At 55.8% G+C, this 18,780-nt stretch carries 5 protein-coding genes; all 5 read left to right on the forward strand.

Annotated elements, in window-relative coordinates; all coding sequences use genetic code 11:
* Nucleotides 1-150 precede the first annotated feature (150 nt).
* A complete protein-coding gene (locus MKX63_RS32580; RefSeq protein ID WP_445323470.1) occupies nucleotides 151-453 on the forward strand; it encodes a transposase in 303 nt (100 codons plus the stop codon).
* Nucleotides 375-1,328 (forward strand): IS3 family transposase, encoded by a 954-nt coding sequence (locus tag MKX63_RS18000; RefSeq protein ID WP_445323511.1) that lies wholly within the window; start codon nucleotides 375-377, stop codon nucleotides 1,326-1,328. The genes MKX63_RS32580 and MKX63_RS18000 overlap by 79 nt, the downstream gene beginning before the upstream one ends.
* 187 nt (nucleotides 1,329-1,515) lie before the next feature.
* Complete coding sequence (locus MKX63_RS18005; protein ID WP_341019023.1) at nucleotides 1,516-15,585, forward strand: S-layer homology domain-containing protein; 14,070 nt, start codon at nucleotides 1,516-1,518, stop codon at nucleotides 15,583-15,585.
* Between the two features lie 142 nt (nucleotides 15,586-15,727).
* Nucleotides 15,728-17,503 carry a sensor histidine kinase gene (locus MKX63_RS18010; RefSeq protein ID WP_341019024.1) on the forward strand — a complete coding sequence of 592 codons (1,776 nt, stop codon included), beginning with the start codon at nucleotides 15,728-15,730 and terminating at the stop codon, nucleotides 17,501-17,503.
* Between the two features lie 28 nt (nucleotides 17,504-17,531).
* On the forward strand, nucleotides 17,532-18,692 hold the full coding sequence (locus tag MKX63_RS18015) for a response regulator (protein WP_341019026.1): 1,161 nt from the start codon (nucleotides 17,532-17,534) through the stop codon (nucleotides 18,690-18,692).
* Nucleotides 18,693-18,780: the final 88 nt, after the last annotated feature.

Here is an 18,780-nt window from a genome sequence, read left to right on the forward strand (position 1 = left end):
AATGAATACAAACCGTTCAAAATATTTATTTCATTAAATAAAAAACCGCGAAGCCTTGCTGCTGCTGGTATTATCCCCTTCAAGTAGACACTCGTAAAAAACCTCATGTGTTAACATGAGGAAGTGAGGGAACTGGAGGGGGATGTTGGTATGGCCAAAAAGGGACAAGTATTTCAATCGTACACAGAGGAATTCAAGAAAGAGGCTATTCAAGCCTATCTTACAGGAGGTGAGAGCTATAAGGTTGTCTCCGACAGGTTGGGGATTGTGAACTGTACCCAGCTTAAAGTATGGGTAAAGAAATATCGCAATGGGGAGCCACTCGATACACAAAAAGGGGCAACAAGCCCTTTAAAAGGACGTCCACGTTCTACATTTGCCAGTATAGAAGAAGAACGAGATTACTTAAAGGCACAGGTGGACTACTTAAAAAAGCGGTATCCAAATCTGTAAAGGGAGGGAAGCTTGGACTACACGACAAATACGCCGTCATCGAAGAACTACGTGACCAGCATGGCGTCACCCGCCTATTAACCATTGCAGAGGTGCCGCGGGCAAATTACTACAAGTGGCGAGGTGCACAAGCTCGACGAAAGGATGCCCATGAGCAAGAGCACGCCATGAAAGAGCATATGGTGGCTATTCACCTGGCTCATCCCTATTTCGGGTACCCCCGAATGCAGGCAGCCCTGCGGGAGGCAGGCTACCTCGTCAACCACAAGAAGGTATGGCGGCTCATGAAAGAGCTATCGATCCAGTCCGTCATTCGCAAGAAAAGGAGTCGTGCGGGCTCTGCGCCTTCCGTGGTCTACCCGAACCGGTTAAAGCGTAAGTTTCATGCAACAGCACCTCAGCAGAAGCTAGTAACGGATATCACGTATATCTCAGACGGCACCCGCTTTTATTATCTGTCTGCGATTCAGGACCTCTTCAACAATGAAATTGTAGCTTGGCAGATCTCGGAGCGAAACGACGTAAACCTCGTCTTAGATACCGTTGAACAGTGGACACGGAAAAGAGACGTGTCTGAGGCCGTGCTCCATTCGGACCAAGGCTTTCAGTACACGTCTCAGGCGTACAACACACGATTAGAGGCATTCAGCGTCAAGGGCAGCCACTCTCGCAAAGCAACCTGCCTGGATAACGCCTGCATCGAATCCTTCTTTTCGCATCTGAAGACAGAAAAGTTGTACCTTCACCAGTGTAAGTCAGAAGCAGAGATTCATCAAGCCGTTGAGGAGTATATCTACTTTTACAATTACCAACGTTTTCAGGCCAAACTTAAACAGCGCGCGCCGATTGAGTATCGACACGCGCTGGCTGCTTAGCTTTTTTTATCTGTCTACTTGACAGGGGTATGACCACTGCGCGGTTTTTCTCTGTTTGTCCCCGAAAGTTTTCATTATTCTTTTATTCCCTTCCTTTAGACTCAAATATACAAGATATGATTTTGTCTATGAGAAAAATCTCATAGATTGTCGAAAACATGGGTGCTTTGATGAAGGGGGAATTGACGTGAAGAACCACCGGGCAAAACAGAGAATCAGGCTCTTGCTCCATTGGCTGTTGATTGTCAGTCTAATTGCGGGGCTGTGGAATCCCGGACTTTGGCAGACTGGCCAGGCAGAGGCTGCGGCTGTGAACGGGACAGCCTCTGCTGCGAGCGATATCAGCGGTCATTGGGCGGAGCCGCAAATGAGCGAATGGGTCGGGGGCGGGTATATCAAAGGCTTCCAGGATGGAAGCTTCCGGCCTGATCAGGCTATCTCACGCATAGAGTTCGTGGCGTTAGTGAACCGCTTGTTTGCTTACCGGGGAACGGGAAAGATCAGCTTCAAGGATGTTCCCTCTGCGGCCTGGTTCGTCTCACAGGTGCAGGCAGCGGTCCAGGCCGGATATGTGACGGGATTTCCTGACGGGACCTTCCAGCCGGACAAGCCGTTGTCACGGGTGGAGGCGGCTGTGATGCTCGCCAAGCTTACGCCTGTACTGATGAAGGACGGCGAAGATCCGCTGAAGGGGTTCAAGGATGCGGGCAGTATTCCGGGCTATGGCCGTGATGCACTGGGTGCTGTGCTAAGTGCCGGTTACATGAAGGGTTTCCCGGATGGAACGATTGCAGCTTCACGGCAGCTTACACGGGCCGAAGCCGTAGTACTGTTGGACCGTCTGAAGCAGCAGTCCGGCAGCCGGGCAGAGGGAGGGATCATTCCTCCGGCGAAGACCTTGGAGACCGGCGGCACTTATGGTCCTGCTACAGGCTCGTTCACCGTTGCCGGCGATCTTACCCTGAATGCGCCGGGCATAACGCTGCGCAATATACAGGTTCAAGGAAATCTGCTCATCGGCTCCAAGGTCGGAGACGGAGAGATCTACCTTGAACAGGTGACGGTACAGGGCAGTACGGATATTCAAGGCGGCGGTGCCCATAGTGTACATATTAATCAGTCCCGGCTCGGTGTCGTAACCGTGGATCGGGCGGACGGTCTGGTGCGGGTTGTGGTCGGCGGGACAACGATCATCAGGCAGTTGAATGTCCAGTCTGAGACTAAGCTTGAGTCAGAGCAGAGCGGGGCAGCGTCCGGCGGGATTGAGGGAGTTGTCATTTCAGGGTCGGGTGAAGTTACCCTGAGCGGAGACTTCAGCTCGGTGGAGATTAAGAGCAACGTCAAGGTTGTGGTCACCTCAGGGACCATAGGCCGCTTAAGCGTTGCCGGGGGAGTTAGTGGTTCGGCTATTACGCTGAACGAAGGCGTGAAGGTGAGTGATCTGGAGCTGCATGGCACAGCCAGTGTATCGGGCACTGGGGAAATCGTGAAGGCGCTGGTAGATGCTCCAAAAGTAGTGTTTGAACGTTCCCCAGGCAGCGTGGAGACTACGGCACGCGGAGAGTACACGGTTACTGCTCCGGCTGCAAGCACGCCTCCAGCCGGAGCAGGTGGAACTGGCGGAGTTAGTGGTGGAGGCGGCGGTGGTGGCGGAAGCAATCCGACGACCCCGCCATCCCCAACAGCGACTCCGTCCCCAACACCTCAGCCGACCCTGCCGCCTGCAGGGCAGCCGCTTGAGGTAGCAGTCACTGCTTCGCTCGGCACCCTGGGAGGCTTCATGCTTAGCTTCAGCAAGCCTGTTGCGAATCTGACAGCAGCAGAGCTCTCGCTGAAGGATGCCGCGGGACAGGCCGTAGAGATATCTTTCATCGGCTCACTGAACGGAGGAAGTACTTACCGGGTTGCCGCAGACTTGAAGGAGGGAGAGACCTACTCTGTGACTCTCTCCAAGGCAGGGTATGTCTTCGGCGACCCGTTAACCTTCGTTGTTCCGGTGACCGCACCAGAGGACATTCAGGTCGCTACAGCGGCGCTTAATATTACCGCAGCTGGCCTGGAGGTCCAATTTGATCAGCCGGTCGCAGATGTGCCGCTGTCCGGCTTCACCCTGAAGCGCAGCGGGACGGGCGAAGCTGTAGCTATTCAAGAGGCTGCCGCTCTTAACGGCGGAACCTCTTACCGGCTGGCAGCCGGCTTGCAGGAAGGAGCTACCTACCTGCTAACTGTGTCGAAGGCGGGCTACCGCTTCGGCGGGGTGGTGTCCGTATTCGTTCCGGTCACCGACCCGGTAGTGATCTCAGTATCTGCTGAGGTCTACGGCATTACGGAGAAGGGCTTCCAGGCATCCTTGAATCCGCCAGTGGCGGGGTTGACCGCTGCCAATTTCGCCCTGACGGCGGGGGATGGCAGCGGTGTTCCAGTGGACGGAGCGGCTTCCACAGAGGATGGCGGAGTATACACGATTACTGCCGGGCTTGTTCCGGGCAGCACCTATACGCTGAGTATGGAACGGAGCGGCTATAGCTTCGGGACAGCGCTTGAAGTGACTGTACCAGCCGCAGGCAAGGTGAAGGTTGAACCTTCGGTTGGCACGGTGCGAACCTACGGCTTCATCCTGTCCATGGATAAGACAGTGCCGGATGTAGATTCGCTGAGCCTGGTGCTGGAGAACGCTGCGGGCGGGCCTGTCAGTATCGATATGCTCAGTACAGTGGTTCCGGGCCGGCAATATGAAGTGTGGGCCAGCCTGGCCCCGAAGGATTCGTATACTCTTTCACTTGATATGGACGGGTATGAGTTCACGGAACCGGCGGCTCTGGCAGTCCAGGCAGAGGAGGTTCCTTCTTCGGCAGGCTGGGTGACACATAGCGGATTTGAGCTGCGGTTTGCGCAAGGCGCACCGGACTTCCCGGCAGGCGATATGACTCTGCTGGCTCCGGGCGGCGGGGCCGTAGCGGTGGATGAAGTCAAGCTTAGTCCGGACAGAACATCGGCAGTGATAGCCGCGGATATGCCCGCAGCAGGAAGTTATGCTTACCGTGTCAATCTCTATGACGGACGGTTCATACAAGGGACTGTAGTTGTTCCTGAGACAGTGGAGATTAGTAAGTATACGACCTTCGACGGGTACCCCGGTGCTTATAGCGGCCTTACGGTTCACTTAGGGCGGGCGGTGCCCGGGTTAACAGTCTCGGCCTTTGAGCTTAAGAATAGCAGCGGCGGGGCGGTTGTATTGGACTCGGCGAGCTCCAGTGACGGGGGCCGCACCTACAAGCTGCTTACCACGGAGATTAATGCCGGAGGCCCATTTGTACTTGGCCTTACGGCTCCGGGCTACAGCTTCGGGAAGCCGGCCACACTGGTGAATGCGACTCTGAATGTGTGGGGAGCGGGGCGGAAGCCGACCCAATTCATGGCTGGACTGAATCCGCGCGTGCCGGATTTGACGGCTGAACATTTCAGCGCCACGGATCTGGCAGGCCGTGAGGTTGCGATTACAGGTGTGACGTGGGATAACCAGCAGCGGATTTATGTAGTGACTTTTGACGGAGAGGGCGGTCAGAGTTATTACGTATCTGCCCATGCGGACGGGTATGACTTCGGCGCGCCGAAGAAAATTTATGTGTATGCCCAGAACACGGTGGTAGATCCGACATACAGCGGCTTCACGCTTGTTATGGCACCTGCGATGAAGATTAATACACAATACGGCTTTAAGCTAACCCGTGCCTTCGAAGGCACAGAGGTTCCGATCCAGAAGATCGTCATGAACGATCAGCAAGGCGGAAGCTATCAGTTCTCAGCCGCCTTGACCCCGGGCTACTACAGTCTCGCGCTGGATGCGGAGGTGGACCCGAACGTTGTCTCCTTCTTGGTTCCGCTAACCGCTACAGTCTCTGTCGGAGAGATTGAGAACAACGGGCTGCTTGCGAAGCTTGATTATGCCGTGGATGGGCTGGATGCCGGGAATTTCGTATTGCTCAACAACGATACAGGTGATCCGGTAGTGGTATCCTCGGCGTCAACGGCGGACCAGGGCGCAAGCTACCGGCTGTCGGCCCATCTGGCGGGAGGCAGCTACAATCTGAAGCTGGCCGGGCATCTGCCGGAAGCGGGTGTGAATTTCAAGGTTGCGGCTACCACAGACGCAGGAACAACAAGTGTATCGAAGATCACGAGTGCAGGCTTCGAGCTTTCCTTTGCCAATCCGGTGATGGGCCTGCTTCCTGGTGACCTTACGATCACAGATGCGCAGAATAACAAGCTTAGCGGAATTACATTAAGCACGAGTGACAATGGCGGGACCTATCGTGTGCGGGTAACGCTTGCGGAGAATGCGGACTACACGATCGTGCTGAAGAAAGGATATATCCTCTTCGACTCGCCGGTTACGTTCCATGTGAATAAGTGGATTGCCGCCAGCATAGCGGATGTAACGAAGGACGGGCAGTTCACCTTGAAGTTCGCTCCCGCGTTCCCGGAGATTGAGAATTATCTGGGACTGTCGTTAACGGATGAAGCGGGCACGCTCTATTATCCGAATCTGTTCGAGTCGGCAGACGGCGGGGCGAGCTACCAGCTTCGAGTGCCGGGCAATCAGCTGCAGCCGGGTATGGCTTACTCGATCAAGCTGGACAAGGATGAATTCTCAATGAATCCGGTCTCCTTCCGGCTGCCGCCAGCGCTGACAGTGATGGAGGCGACGACAGCAAGCGTGAAGGTGCAGCTGGATGCGCCGGTCCCGGGGCTGGCCCAGCGGCATTTTGTGATCCGAAATGCCTCCGGTGACAGCATTGCACTGACTTCAGCGGCGACCACGGATGCGGGCGCTCATTACACTCTGGCCGGTGCCTTTGCAGGTGGACAGACGTATACGGTGCAGTACAAGCCTGATGTAGCTTATCAGGTGAATGAACCGGTTGCTTTTTCAATATCCGCAACGATTACGGCTGTGGTCAGCAATGTGACGGTGCTGGGGTTCAAGCTTCAATTCAGCTCCCGGGTTCCCGGTCTCACCCCGCGGCAATTGATTCTCCGCGATCCAAGCGGCAATCTGCTCTCTGTCACCGACTATTCGCTCAAGACAACGGATCAGGGGCTAAGCTACCAGGTGACGCTGAATGCGGCGGCAGCGGGCAAGGGGTATACGCTGGATCTGGCGAGAGAGGAATTCCGGCTGGCTTCTCCGCTCTCCTTCGATATCTCGGCGTCGGCTGCTCTCCGGCTGGTGGGCACTGTACTGAACAAGATTGTGGTGTCGGTTGCGCCGAATCTGGCAGATATGACACAGGAGCACTTCACCCTGTATGACAGCAAAGGGCGCAAGACTGCAATTACGGTGACCTCTCAAGGTCCGGCTAGCGCGATGTACAATATTGAAGGGAAATTCGACGCTTTTGAGACCTATACCCTGCAAGCGAAGTATCCCGGCTATCTGTTCGGAGCACCGCTTACCGTGGGCTTCCAGATTGGGGTATATGCAATCATTCACAGCCAGTCGCGGAGCGGCTTCAAGCTCGTATTGAGCACGGAGGTGCCTGGTCTAAGCGCTGCGGATATTACGGTCACTGATAAAGAGGGAAATATCGCTGCGGTACAATCCCTCCAGGCTTCCACTGCTCCAGGCAGCTATAACGTGCTTGTTCCGCTATCCGGCGGCAAGACGTACACGGTGAAGATTGCTGCGAAGGCACCGTATGTGTTTGACAGCATTGACCCGTTCACCCTGAATGCGGCTGCGGTCACGGTGGATCAGCTGTCGCTGACCGGCTTCAAGCTGAATCTGTCTTCCCCGCTCAGTCTGGACCCCGGGAATCTTAGCCTGACGGATGAGCAGGGCGAAACGGTTAACCTCCGTTCGATCCTTACCCGGGATGCAGGCCGGTCTTATGAGGTTAGTGTCTATCTGAAGGCAGGCGTGCAGTATAAGCTGGGCCTGCATGTGGCGGGATACGATCTGGGTACGGAGCTGCCGTTGTCCATTCAGGCTGTTGCGGCTGCATTCGAGGGGATGGAGAGCGGGAACAATCAGGCGTTCACCGTCCGTTTCGATCAAGCGATGCCAAGTCTGCTGCCGGGCGATTTCAACATTACCCAAGGGGAGAACACACTCCAGACTCATCCCTTGAAAATATCGACAGCAGACGGAGGATTCACCTATAGGGTGGAAGCGAGCTTCTGGGGAACCGAGCGTTACGCGCTGCGCATTGCGAGGCAGGGATATGACTTCGGTGCTCCGCTCTTCATTGAGGTTCCGGCGATGATCAGCGCGGCTGTGCTGAGAACAGGCTCTGACTATGTGGAGATCGGACTGAATCCCGGTGTCTTCGGAATGAGCGCCGCAGATTTCACGGTGAAGGACAGCGCAGGGCAAGCTTTGCCTGTGTCCTCTGCGGTGACGGACGATCATGGCTTAACCTACCGCCTGAAGGCAGCCTTTGCCGGAGGCCAGACCTATACAATTGCGCTGCAACAGACGGGCCATGACTTCGGGGAGGTCTTGTCTGCTACGCTGCCAAGTGTGATTACAAGTGAGACAGGGCCGGTTAACGGGCAAGGGGGAACGGTTCTCCTGAACCCGGCTGTTGGCGGGCTTAAGGCAGGCAGCTTCAAGCTGGTGGATGCTGCCGGGCAGGCCATTCCGGTTACAGCTGTCAAAGAGCTGAATGCAGGAGCCGCGTATTCGTTATCTGCTAATCTTACAGCTGGAGCGGTCTATACGCTGACTGTGACTGCGGCAGGCTACGATTTCGGAGCCCCGCTTGCGGTGAAGGTACCGGTTCCCATCGCACTGAGCTATGACTCCATACAAAACGACGGGCTGACGGTGAAGCTGGACCCGGCTATTCCGGGACTTCACGCAGCCAGCTTCATCTTGAAGGATGCGGAGGGCAATCAGAGCGTTGCATCTGCGGCAAGCACGGCAGATGGCGGTGCAACCTACGCTGTGCGGGCGGCGCTGCAATTTGGAACGGATTACAGCCTGAGTATTGCGGCTGACGGGTATGATTTCGGAATGGTGCTGCCGTTCACGGTGCTGCAGCCTGTCGCCAAGTCTATTGAGACGCTGTCCAAGAACGGGTTCACTCTGCGCCTGCAATCCGCAGTTCCAGATTTGAAGGTCAATCACATTCTGCTGAAGGACAGCAGCGGTGAGGCTGTTACGCTTGATTCCCTGGTGACGGCGGACGGCGGGCTGACGTACCAAGCGGCAGCGAAGCTAATTGAAGGGGCGGGATACCGGCTGGCCTTGACCGCTAAGGGGTATGATTTTGGCCCGTCGGTTCATGTGGATGTTCTTCCGATGCTGCAGTTGACTGCGGGTAGCATTAGTACCTCAGGCTTCAGTCTGAATCTGAGCAAGGCCGTGCCTGATCTGAAGCTGTCTTCCGTTCGCCTTAGCGGACCGGACGGGCAGGATATAACCCTTACCGCAAGCTCATTCTATGATGCTAATCCCGGTACAGCAGATGCGGGCAAAGTATATCAGGTGCGTGTGCCTATAAGTGCAGGACAAACGTACACACTTACGGTGCAGGATTCAATTCACCCGGTAGAAGGGCCGCTGGAAGTGGTTCTGCCGGTTGCGGTTACGAGCCAGGTCACCCGTGCGGATACCGGCGGAATAAGTGTGCTGCTGGCCCGCAAGTCTATCACGTTGCTGCCTGAGGATGTGGAGCTTCTGACGGCTGCAGGCGATAAGATCAACGTGACGGGGATCGCAGCGGGAACTGACGCCGGCACCTTCATCATTCAAGCCCGGCTTGCTGAAGGCAGCACGTATATGCTGACTCTGAAGAAAGCGGGGTATGATTTTGGCGCAGCGGCTAAAGTGTACGTGGCTTACCATGTTGCCTCAAGCCTCACCGGAGTGAATGAGAATGGCTTCACTGTAAGCTTCAGTGCGCCGGTTCCAGATGTACAGTTCAGCTTGCAGGACGCCGGCAACAACCCGGTCACACTGGGCGCGGTGTCCACCACAGACTTCGGCCAGACGTACAAGGTGGCAGCGAACCTGGCCTACAATAAGGAATTCAAGCTGCGGCTGAGCGCAGCGGGGTATGAGCTTGGAGCGGAGCTGACGGTGAATAATATAAGCGCGCCGCCGCAACTTATGGATGCAACCTCTTCAGAGAGCGGAACCCAGGTGATCCTGACGTTCGACAAGCCGCTGGCCAGCGTAACAGCAAGCGGGTCCTTCTCCGTTAAGATCGACGGACAATGGCAGAGCTCCGTAACTGCGGCACTCGGCGCAGATCCGGCGCAGATTCTCCTGAGCTGGAATAGCAGCGGCCGGGTAATTGGCTCAGCCTCTACGGTATCGGCAGCTTACACCGGCGTGAACCGGGTGAAGGCGGTCAATCAGACGTTCCTGGCTGTCTTTGACGAATTGCCGGTGGCCAATGTGGCGACCCTGGCCGGGTTCGTCTCCAGCTATGCCTATAAGAACGATGCAGCCTACCCGGCTCAAATCCTTCACAAGCAATATGGCAAGACGGCGCTGGAGACGGCGGAGCTTCTGCGGGACGGCGGCTTCAAGGCAGCGAATCTGTACCGTGCGGTGCTGGTCGAATACGGGATGATCCGTTCAGAAATCACTCCTATCCTGTATGCAATGAATGCGGATGCGTCAGCGCTCTTTGATGCTTACAATTCGCTTAAGCCAGCTACGGCTGCGTATGATGGATTGATTATAGGAGAGCTCCTCTCGGCGGGCTATTCGGCCAGCGAGATTGGCCCGGTCCTTCAGCGATTTGGTCTGCTCAGCAAAGATATCCTGGGATATCTGAAGCGCTACAATGTACCGGTGACAGAAGCGGCGAAGGTCCTGAGGGATAACTGGAATGAAACAAGCGGAAATACCGTGGAGTTACTCGGGCGTACGGGTTATGACAGCAACGGGATTGCCGGAGCTGTCCAAAGTGCCTATGGTCTGAGCCACGCAGAGACGGTGTCCGCCATGGCCGAAGGCAAGCAGCCGGCAACGAAATCGGCAGCGGTCATTAAGGAGCTGTACCAGGAGGGTGCGGTTACAAGTGCAGCCTGGCTGTCTCAAGCCGGATATCCGGCGGCGGAGGTGAGCAAGGCGATTGCAGAGCAGTACAGCTATGCCAGTGCGGCTGAAATGCGGCAGGCCTTCATGGACGCCGGCTTCCCGGCAGCCTATACGTATGCTCTGCTGCGGCGGGAGTATTCCCAGCAAGATGCGGCATCCGAGCTGCTTAATGCCAAGGTGTCTGCCCGGGAAGCGGCTGAAGCGGTGAAAGCAGCCGGTGACGGAGCCGCTGTTATCATTAGCGCCTTAACGGCCAAGCACTATGAGGTGCAGGAAATTGCCCTCATTGTGAATGATTTATGGGTATCGGCGGGTACCCCGTTAAGCGATATCCTTGCCCAGTTCGCTGCTGGCGGATATGAGCCTTCGGCACGGGCCGCGCTGCTGCGGGAGCAGTTCCGTGCAGAGCTTCCGGCAAGCATTGCGGCGCTCTCTCCAGGGCTTACCCAGACCCAGCGGGAGCATATCCTGAAATACCTGTTGGACGGGGGATATGATCCGGTTCTCTTAGCAGATTATTATCTGAAGCAGGGCAGCCATCCTTATGAATTGTTCAGACAATTCAGGCTGGCGGGCAAGACGCCGGTACAATCGCTGCAGACGATGCATGATGCCTATATTCAAGCGGGAACACCGCTGACGTTGAGCGGAGCCATGGATCTGTTCTACAATGATTACAATACCCGTTACGAAGCAGACCAGGTCCTGACGGCGCTGCGTACTGTGTTCGCCCAGGAGGTAGACGGGAAGGCGGATGCTACCGCACTAGCGGCCGTTATGAGTAACTCCAGACTGTGGGATAAGTACGAGATTGCCAAGCCGCTTATCCGGCAGATGGGCCTCACCATGCAGGATTGGGTGGAGCTGGAGCGCACTGAGGCTTTGTCCCGGTTCGGCTGCGCCTGTGATGTACGTACGGTGGTGAAGGATACCCAGTATTTATTCGCCGGTGCAACCCTGCCGGAGATTACGGTAGCCATGAGCTTATCCAGCAGCTATACCTTGAACATGATAGTGGAAGGAACGATTAATCTCTACCCTACAGGGGGTGTCAGAGCGAAGGGAATGCCTTACCTGATCTCTGCGCTGAAAAATGCAGGGTATTCCTTCGAAGAAGTCGCTGCGGAATTCGACCGCCAAGGGTGGAGCGAATGGGTGTCTGTCTTCAGCACATACGGAATTGCAGCAAGTGATGTGACTGCCTATTTGGTTACAAAAGGTCTTACCATGAGCCAGGTCATTGACCGGCTGGCTCCTTATCCGCTGAAGGACCGGGCGCTGGTCCTGCGCGAAGCCTATGGGCTGGATAGCGCTGCTACGATTGCACTACTGCTTCAGCAGACTGATGAGGATCAGGAGGATATCGGCCGGGCAGCGGCCTGGGCCTACGGCAACGATCCAATCGCGCTGTGGATTCAGACGCTGCGGGCGCAGGGGGCTACAGCCTCCTCTGTGATTAATACGCTCGCCGCACGGTACCCTGCCTACTGGCAGTCGGACAAGGTGGGCCCGGCCCTGATTCAGGGCGGATTCAGCCAGGATGAGGTGATGAGGGGGCTGCTGATCCATGCCGGAGTGCGTAACAACCTGAAGGCAACGCTTGCGCTGCTGCAGTCGCTGTATAGCCAGCAGCAGATTACCGTTGCGCAGCTGCTGAGTGCGGCCAAGCTCAAATCACCGGGAGACGGACTGGAATTTCTGCAGAAGGGCGGCTATAAGCTGCCGGATATGGCCCGCGCACTCAAAGATTATTACGGGCTTACGGCCGGTGAAGCAGCCAAGCTGCTTACCGCCGCTTACCCGAATGATCAGAGTCTTATTCTCTCCGGGCTTGCTTCCGTATACGGACAGACGCTCGGAAGTACGGTAGCAGAAGCGCTGCAGGAGCAGGGAATTACTGAAGTAGGAACAGCTGTTGAATATCTGTGGAATGCGGGATTCGCCCCCAAAGATATTGCGCTTTCCGCCAAAGACGCCTTCCATCAGGATGCAGGTCAAACCGCACTGCTCTTCGTGCAGAAGAATATTCTGGCAGATAAAAATGTACTGGTAACGACCCTTGCCTCTGTCTATGGACTGTCCGTAGAGCAGGTGATCCATGCGCTGCTTGTCCGGCAGGGAGACCCCTCCTTCGAGGGAGCCATTGCCTTTGTGTTCCAGGCCCGGTTCAGTCTGGCGAACAGCATCAGGCTGGCCAAGACAGAATACGGATTATCTGCGGGAACCGCCTTGCAGCTGCTCGGAGATTCCCGGCTATACCGCCAGGAGGATATCCTTGCGGGGGTGACGGATATCTACCGGACCTCGCAGCGTGAGAGTATCGTGGATTCACTGGCAGCCAGCGGGCTGGTCACCCTGGAATCTGCCGTAACCTTCCTGCGTAACATGAAGTTTGATCTGAACGGGATCGTCCGGGTGGGCAAGGAGCATTACCGGTTAACGGCCGGTGAGACTGCCGCCGCTCTGACTGTCGAGGGCACTTATAGTGATGAGGACATCCAGAGTGCGGTGTCCTATGTATACGGACAGAATCTGACGCAGACCCGGCTCGATACGCTGAATGCGCTGGGGATCACCGTGTTCGCTGATGCTGTGCCGGAGCTGATAAGCGCCGGATTTGCACTCGCCGACCTGGTGCTTGCAGGCAAGACGCACTACAAGCTCAGCGCCGGAGAGACGACTTACAGCCTGCTGCAATCCGGGAAATATCCGGCGGCAGACATTCTGACTGCTGTGGCGGAATTCTATGGCAAGCCGGTAAATGAGAGTGTAGAGGAGCTGCTGAACCGCAGCGGAATTGCTTCCATCCAGGATGCAGCGCCATATCTTCGTTCGCTGGGCTACACACTGCAGGATGTGAGCGAAGTATCCAAGAACTACTACGGTAATACGCTACAGGCTACCTATGACGCCTTACTGTCGCTCCAATTGGAAGACGCCAGCATTATAGAATGGACTGTACGGCAGGCCTACGGCACAACTGCGGAGGAAGGCACTACGGCTGCCACGCCTCAATCGATCCTGCAGGAAGCCGGAATTACAGGGGAGCCGGCGGCCATTGCCTATCTATGGAACGCAGGCTACCCGCTACAGGAAATTGTCAGAATGCTTAAGGAGTATAACGGGAAGTCCGCAGCTACAGCCGCAGCACTGCTGATTGCCGATGGCTCGTTCAATACCTCTGCGGTTCTGAGCAGCATCAGTGCTATATATGGCACTGCTTATGATCCCGCTGTAATGGAGCTCTTCAGAGCACAGGGCATCTTCACAGAGGCCCCGCAAGCGGCGCAGGTCTTGAGCACAAGCGGCTACCGGATGGCGTATATCGCAGAACTATTGAAGAAGAGCTATGGCAAGACGGAGGCGGAGACGAAGGCCCTCCTGAACGGACTGGGTATTTACACAGCGGATGCAGTACAGAAGACAGTGGCTGAGGTGTATTTCGCAGTGGGCACATCCTCTGGAACGCTTCAGCAAGTGCTTGATCTGTATGGAATCACGGGTGCAGAAGCTGCTGTAAGCCTGCTCTATAAGCAAGGTACACCGGTGCAGGATATCCTCCAGTATTTGAAGGATGCTTATAACCTGGGTGCCGATGAAGCAACCGCCCTCCTGGCTGTGCATGTCAAGGGTCCAGAGCTTGGGTTGGCCGTCACTACGGTGTATTACAGCAGCACGAATGTCGGTTACCTCGCGAAGCTGATTCCGGCCACCTCTATGGGCAGCCCGGGTACAGTGGCGAACTATATGAAGGCGAATTTCAGCGATACCGATATCGTGCTTGCGCTGAAGGTGATGTTCAATCTGGACGCTCTGGGAGTACTGGATGCAATCACTACTGCGGTGATGCCTGCGGAGCGGGTCCGGGCAGCGGTAACCGAAGTGTTCGGGGCTGATCCGCTCTATGCCTATCTGAAGCGTATGAAGGACCGGGGAGCGAGTGCCAATGATGTCGCTGCCGAACTGAATCTGCGGGGACTGCTTGAGCTGGCGCCGTCCGGCTACCTGGTGGATACACTGCGGAGTCTGGGGTACGACAACGCCAGCATTCTGAAGATGCGCTACAATTATTTCAACGAAATGCGCCAGAATGCAGGCACGGAAGAGGAGCAGGGGACACAGCTGGTGCAGCTCGGCGTGAATACACCAGCTGGCATCGTTCAGTATTTGCGCAAGTGGAGTCTGGCTCCTTACAAGATGCTTAAGATCGTAAGAGCAGGATTGCCTGATGCGCCAATCGCGGAGATTGCCCTTGCCATGCGTGAGCAGGGCTACGGTGGCGAAGCGATTATGGGAGGTCTTGAGGTTGTTGGAGAAGGCGGGGACAGCATTGCTGCGATTCTACGGAAGCTCGGACTTCCAGTAGAGCAGGCCCTGGTCTTCCTGGGCAAAAGCTGGTCCGTAGACGAGCAGCTGCAATGGCTGATCCGCAATGGGTATACACCAAGCGAATACATCCGCTACCGGAATGTGGAGACCGACAATACCATTGCAGTACTGAGACAGCAGCTCGGCCTGTCCGCAATTGATATTGCCAAGCTGCTGAACAAGTATAAGGGCAGTATGAGCCACTATTACTTAGCCAAAGCCCTGTATGACGGAGGATTTACACAGGTTAGTGAGGTAGCGGGTGCTCTGATCGCGATCAATTATCAGCCGGTCTGGCTGCTGGAATTGCTGGTGGGGATTGGCGGCTGGACCATGGATGATATTGCCCAGGGGATGCTGGATTCCGGGCTGATCTCACTCGTGGATCTGGGAACGGCGATTCAGATGGCCACAGGCGGCGTGCTCAAGGAGACCTACCGTATTCTCAAAAAGGTATCTACCGCCAAACAGCGGGAATTCTATGACAGTCTGAGCAGCATCGAGCGCAGGCTGCTGGACAACAATGAAATCGCCATGATCGTGGTGGTATCTGCCATGCGTAATGGAAGGATCAGTATCGCCGATGTTACCAATCAGCTGAAGGTGACAGAAGTGATTGAACCGGAGGATGCACTGAAGGTGCTGATTGTATCCGGGGCAAATGTGCTGGATTCGGCCGGAGCGGTATGGGATGTCTACCGCGATTACATTGGGGCGAAGATTGTCCTTAAGATGTTCGAAAAGGCGGCAGGCAAGTATATCTCGGACTTTAAAAATTACTATACGCTGGTCATGACGTTATCCAAGATTATCTACAAAGTATCCAAGTAAGAAATGAGGGTACAGCGAAGGCCGGTCCGCATAAGGACCGGCCTTTGCCGGTAACCTGTCATGAAAAATCAAGGCGTGGACACCCCGCCCCGGAAGGTGCTATCCTAACTTAATAGAATTTGTTATTAAGGGAGACGCAGCCGTGGAAAGTAGGCACTGGATGTCGATTATGCTTTTTATTGCAGCAGCACTGATGCTGTTTGTGTCGTTCCTGTCGTACCAGAAAAGACATCTGCCTGTTGCCAGAACGATGATTCTAATTATGCTGACAGCGGCCTTCTACGCCTTCGGCTATGGTCTTGAGCTGCTTAGCGGGAACTTAAGCCAGGTGAAGCTGGCGCTGCACATTCAATATCTGGGTATTCCTTTTGTGTCCACCTTATGGCTGGTACAAGCGATTCAATTCACCGGAGCCGCTGCGCGTTTCCGCAAGCGACTGATCGCTCTGCTGTTCCTGATCCCGGCCGTCATCTTCATTCTGCAGCTCACCAATGAATGGCATCATCTAATCTACCGGGATTTCCTGCTGAATACGGACCCTTCGGTCTCCTTGTATTACACCGTCAAGGGACTGTGGTATAACATCCATGCTGCTTATAATTATCTGGTGCTGCTTGGCGGCATTGCGCTGTTCATATCCATGTTTGTACGGGCGCTGCCGATTGTACGCAAACAGATTGCTGTGCTGCTTCTGGGTGCGGTTGCGCCTATGCTGCTCAATCTGTTCCTGTGGACCGGAACCCGGATAGATCTCACACCGTTCGGATTTGCAGTGTCGGGCATCGCCTACGCCTGGGGTATCCTCAGATTCAACCTGCTCCGCCTGACTCCGCTGGCTATGGCCCAGGTGTTCGAGACGATTCGGGACGGTGTCCTTCTGTTCGACTATGAGAATCAGATCGTCAGCTACAACCGTGCCGCAGAGAAGATGTTTCCCGAGCTTGGGAGCAGGCGGCGCTACCCGGCGGATATGACGGAGGTGCTTGCCGGCAGCGGGGAGCTGCTTGGACGTCTCAGGGGCTTAAGCGATGAGGACGAACGGTTTGCCTACGAGCGGCTCCAGGCTGGCAGGCGTCTGTACTATAATTGCAGCCTGTCCTTCATTCATGATACTGGCAGCACCCCTATCGGCAAAATCCTCTTGTTCAGCGACATTACCGAGCTGAAGGAGAGCGAGATCCGGCTGCGCGAGAATGCCCGGCAGCTATCCGAGCTGAATGCCTTCAAGGACAAGCTGTTCACCATTGTGGCCCACGATATCCGCGATCCGGTAGCACTGCTGGTCAGCCTGACAGAGCTGCTGGGCGACGGGCTGACAGCTGCAGATGATGAGCACGCGGAGGTGGTGCGGGAGATCAAAGGGCAGGTGCGGAATACGTTCCAGCTTGTTGACAATCTGCTGGACTGGTACCGCAGCCAGAAGGGGACGGTGTCGTTCCATCCGCAGGCCTGGAGTGTGCAGCAGGTGGTCCGGCAGGCCCTGATGCTGGCGGGTACGAAAGCCGGAATGAAGCAGATCCGCCTGACGGAGCGCATCGGCAGCGAATTAACCGTCCGGGCGGATAAAGAAATGCTGGACCTGATCCTGCGCAATCTGCTCTCTAACGCTATCAAATTCACGGGGATAGGCGGCTCTATTGTGGTTGAGGCCCTTCTTGAAGAGGACAAGGTTATCTTGTCTGTGTGCGATAACGGGATTGGTATCGATGAAGCGACCGCAGACATGCTGCGTCTGGAGGAACCGATTCTGAAGGCACCGCTGGGGGAGGAGGCAGGAGATGCCCGCTTCGGCCTGGCACTCGCGCGTGAATTCGTGCGCATCCATGGCGGGAGCCTGTGGTTTGAGAGTAAGCCGGGTAATGGAACCACCTTCTTCTTCACCTTGCCGGGATCGGCCGGAGGAGAACGGATGGAGTAACTGGGCAGCTGGAGGGAGGAGATATCAAATGAAGGTTATACTGGTCGATGATGAACGGATGATGCATCTGATCCTTAGCACTATGCTGCTTAAGCTGCCTGAAGTCGAGCTTGCGGGTACGTTCACAGATACGGAGTCGGCTGCTGCCTTTCTGGAGCAGCACCCGGATGTGGAGCTTGCCTTCGTAGACCTCTCTATGCCGGGAGAGGGCGGCATGGCCTTTGCAGCCAGGCTGGCGGCTGCCGGTTCTCCAGTGCAAATGGTGTTCGTGACCTCACATAAGGAATTTGCCCTGGAGGCTTACGACTTGTCCGTGCTGGATTATTTGGTCAAGCCGGTCTCCCAGGAGCGGCTTGCGCGCACGGTGAACCGGGTGATTACTCAGCGGCGGGCTGCTCCGGCAAGGCTCTCCCCTCTGCCAGAGATGCAGCAGGCTCCGGCCGGTTCCAGCCGGGTAACGCTCACGATGCTAGGGGATGTTGCTGTGAGCAGCGGGGCAGGCCGGGTCAAATGGACCTCCCGTAAATGTGCCGAACTGTTTGCCTATCTGCTGCTGCTCCGGGGGAAGCGCGTCCCCCGTTCCAGGCTGGTTGCGGATATCTTCGGCGGCATGCATAAGGCCAATGCGGAGAGCTATCTTAACACTACCGTCTATCAACTGCGCAAATCTCTGGAGCCGCTGGGCCTGCGGGAAGCCATCCGTTCGGAGAACGACGGGTATGCGCTTGAGCTTCAGACGCCGGTTATGGACTATCTGGAATTTGAACAGGAGGCAGCCGCCTTGCACACCATAGAACCTCCCGATATAGAGAGGGCTATGCGTATCGAGCAGCTCTATACAGGGGAGCTGTTCGGCGACAAGGCTTATGTGTGGGCTATCCATGAGACGGAGCGTTATGCGGAACTATATGCCTCCTTCGTCAAACGGCTGGCCGCAGCGCTCATTGCCAGCCGGGATTCCGCTGCGGCCTCCAAGCTGCTGCTGAAGCTGAACAAGCGGAATCCGCTGGATGAATCGGTGATCCGCCAGCTGATGGCCGTTCACGAGCTGGCCGGAGACAAAAAAGGTCTGAATGCCGTCTATACAGACTACGTACGGCTGCTGAGCCGCGAGCTTGGCATCAAGCCTTCCGGTGACCTGATCTACCTGTATGATTCCCTGGTCCGGCGGATCTCGGAACTCAAATAATCTTTGTTTCAGCCTTCTCCGGAGGGCCCGGATTACGGGTCCTCCGGTTTTTTTTTTGCTGCTCAACCCAATCAGAATGGCACTTGCT

It is taken from the genome of Paenibacillus sp. FSL R7-0179 (assembly GCF_038002265.1).
GTDB lineage: Bacteria > Bacillota > Bacilli > Paenibacillales > Paenibacillaceae > Paenibacillus_AQ.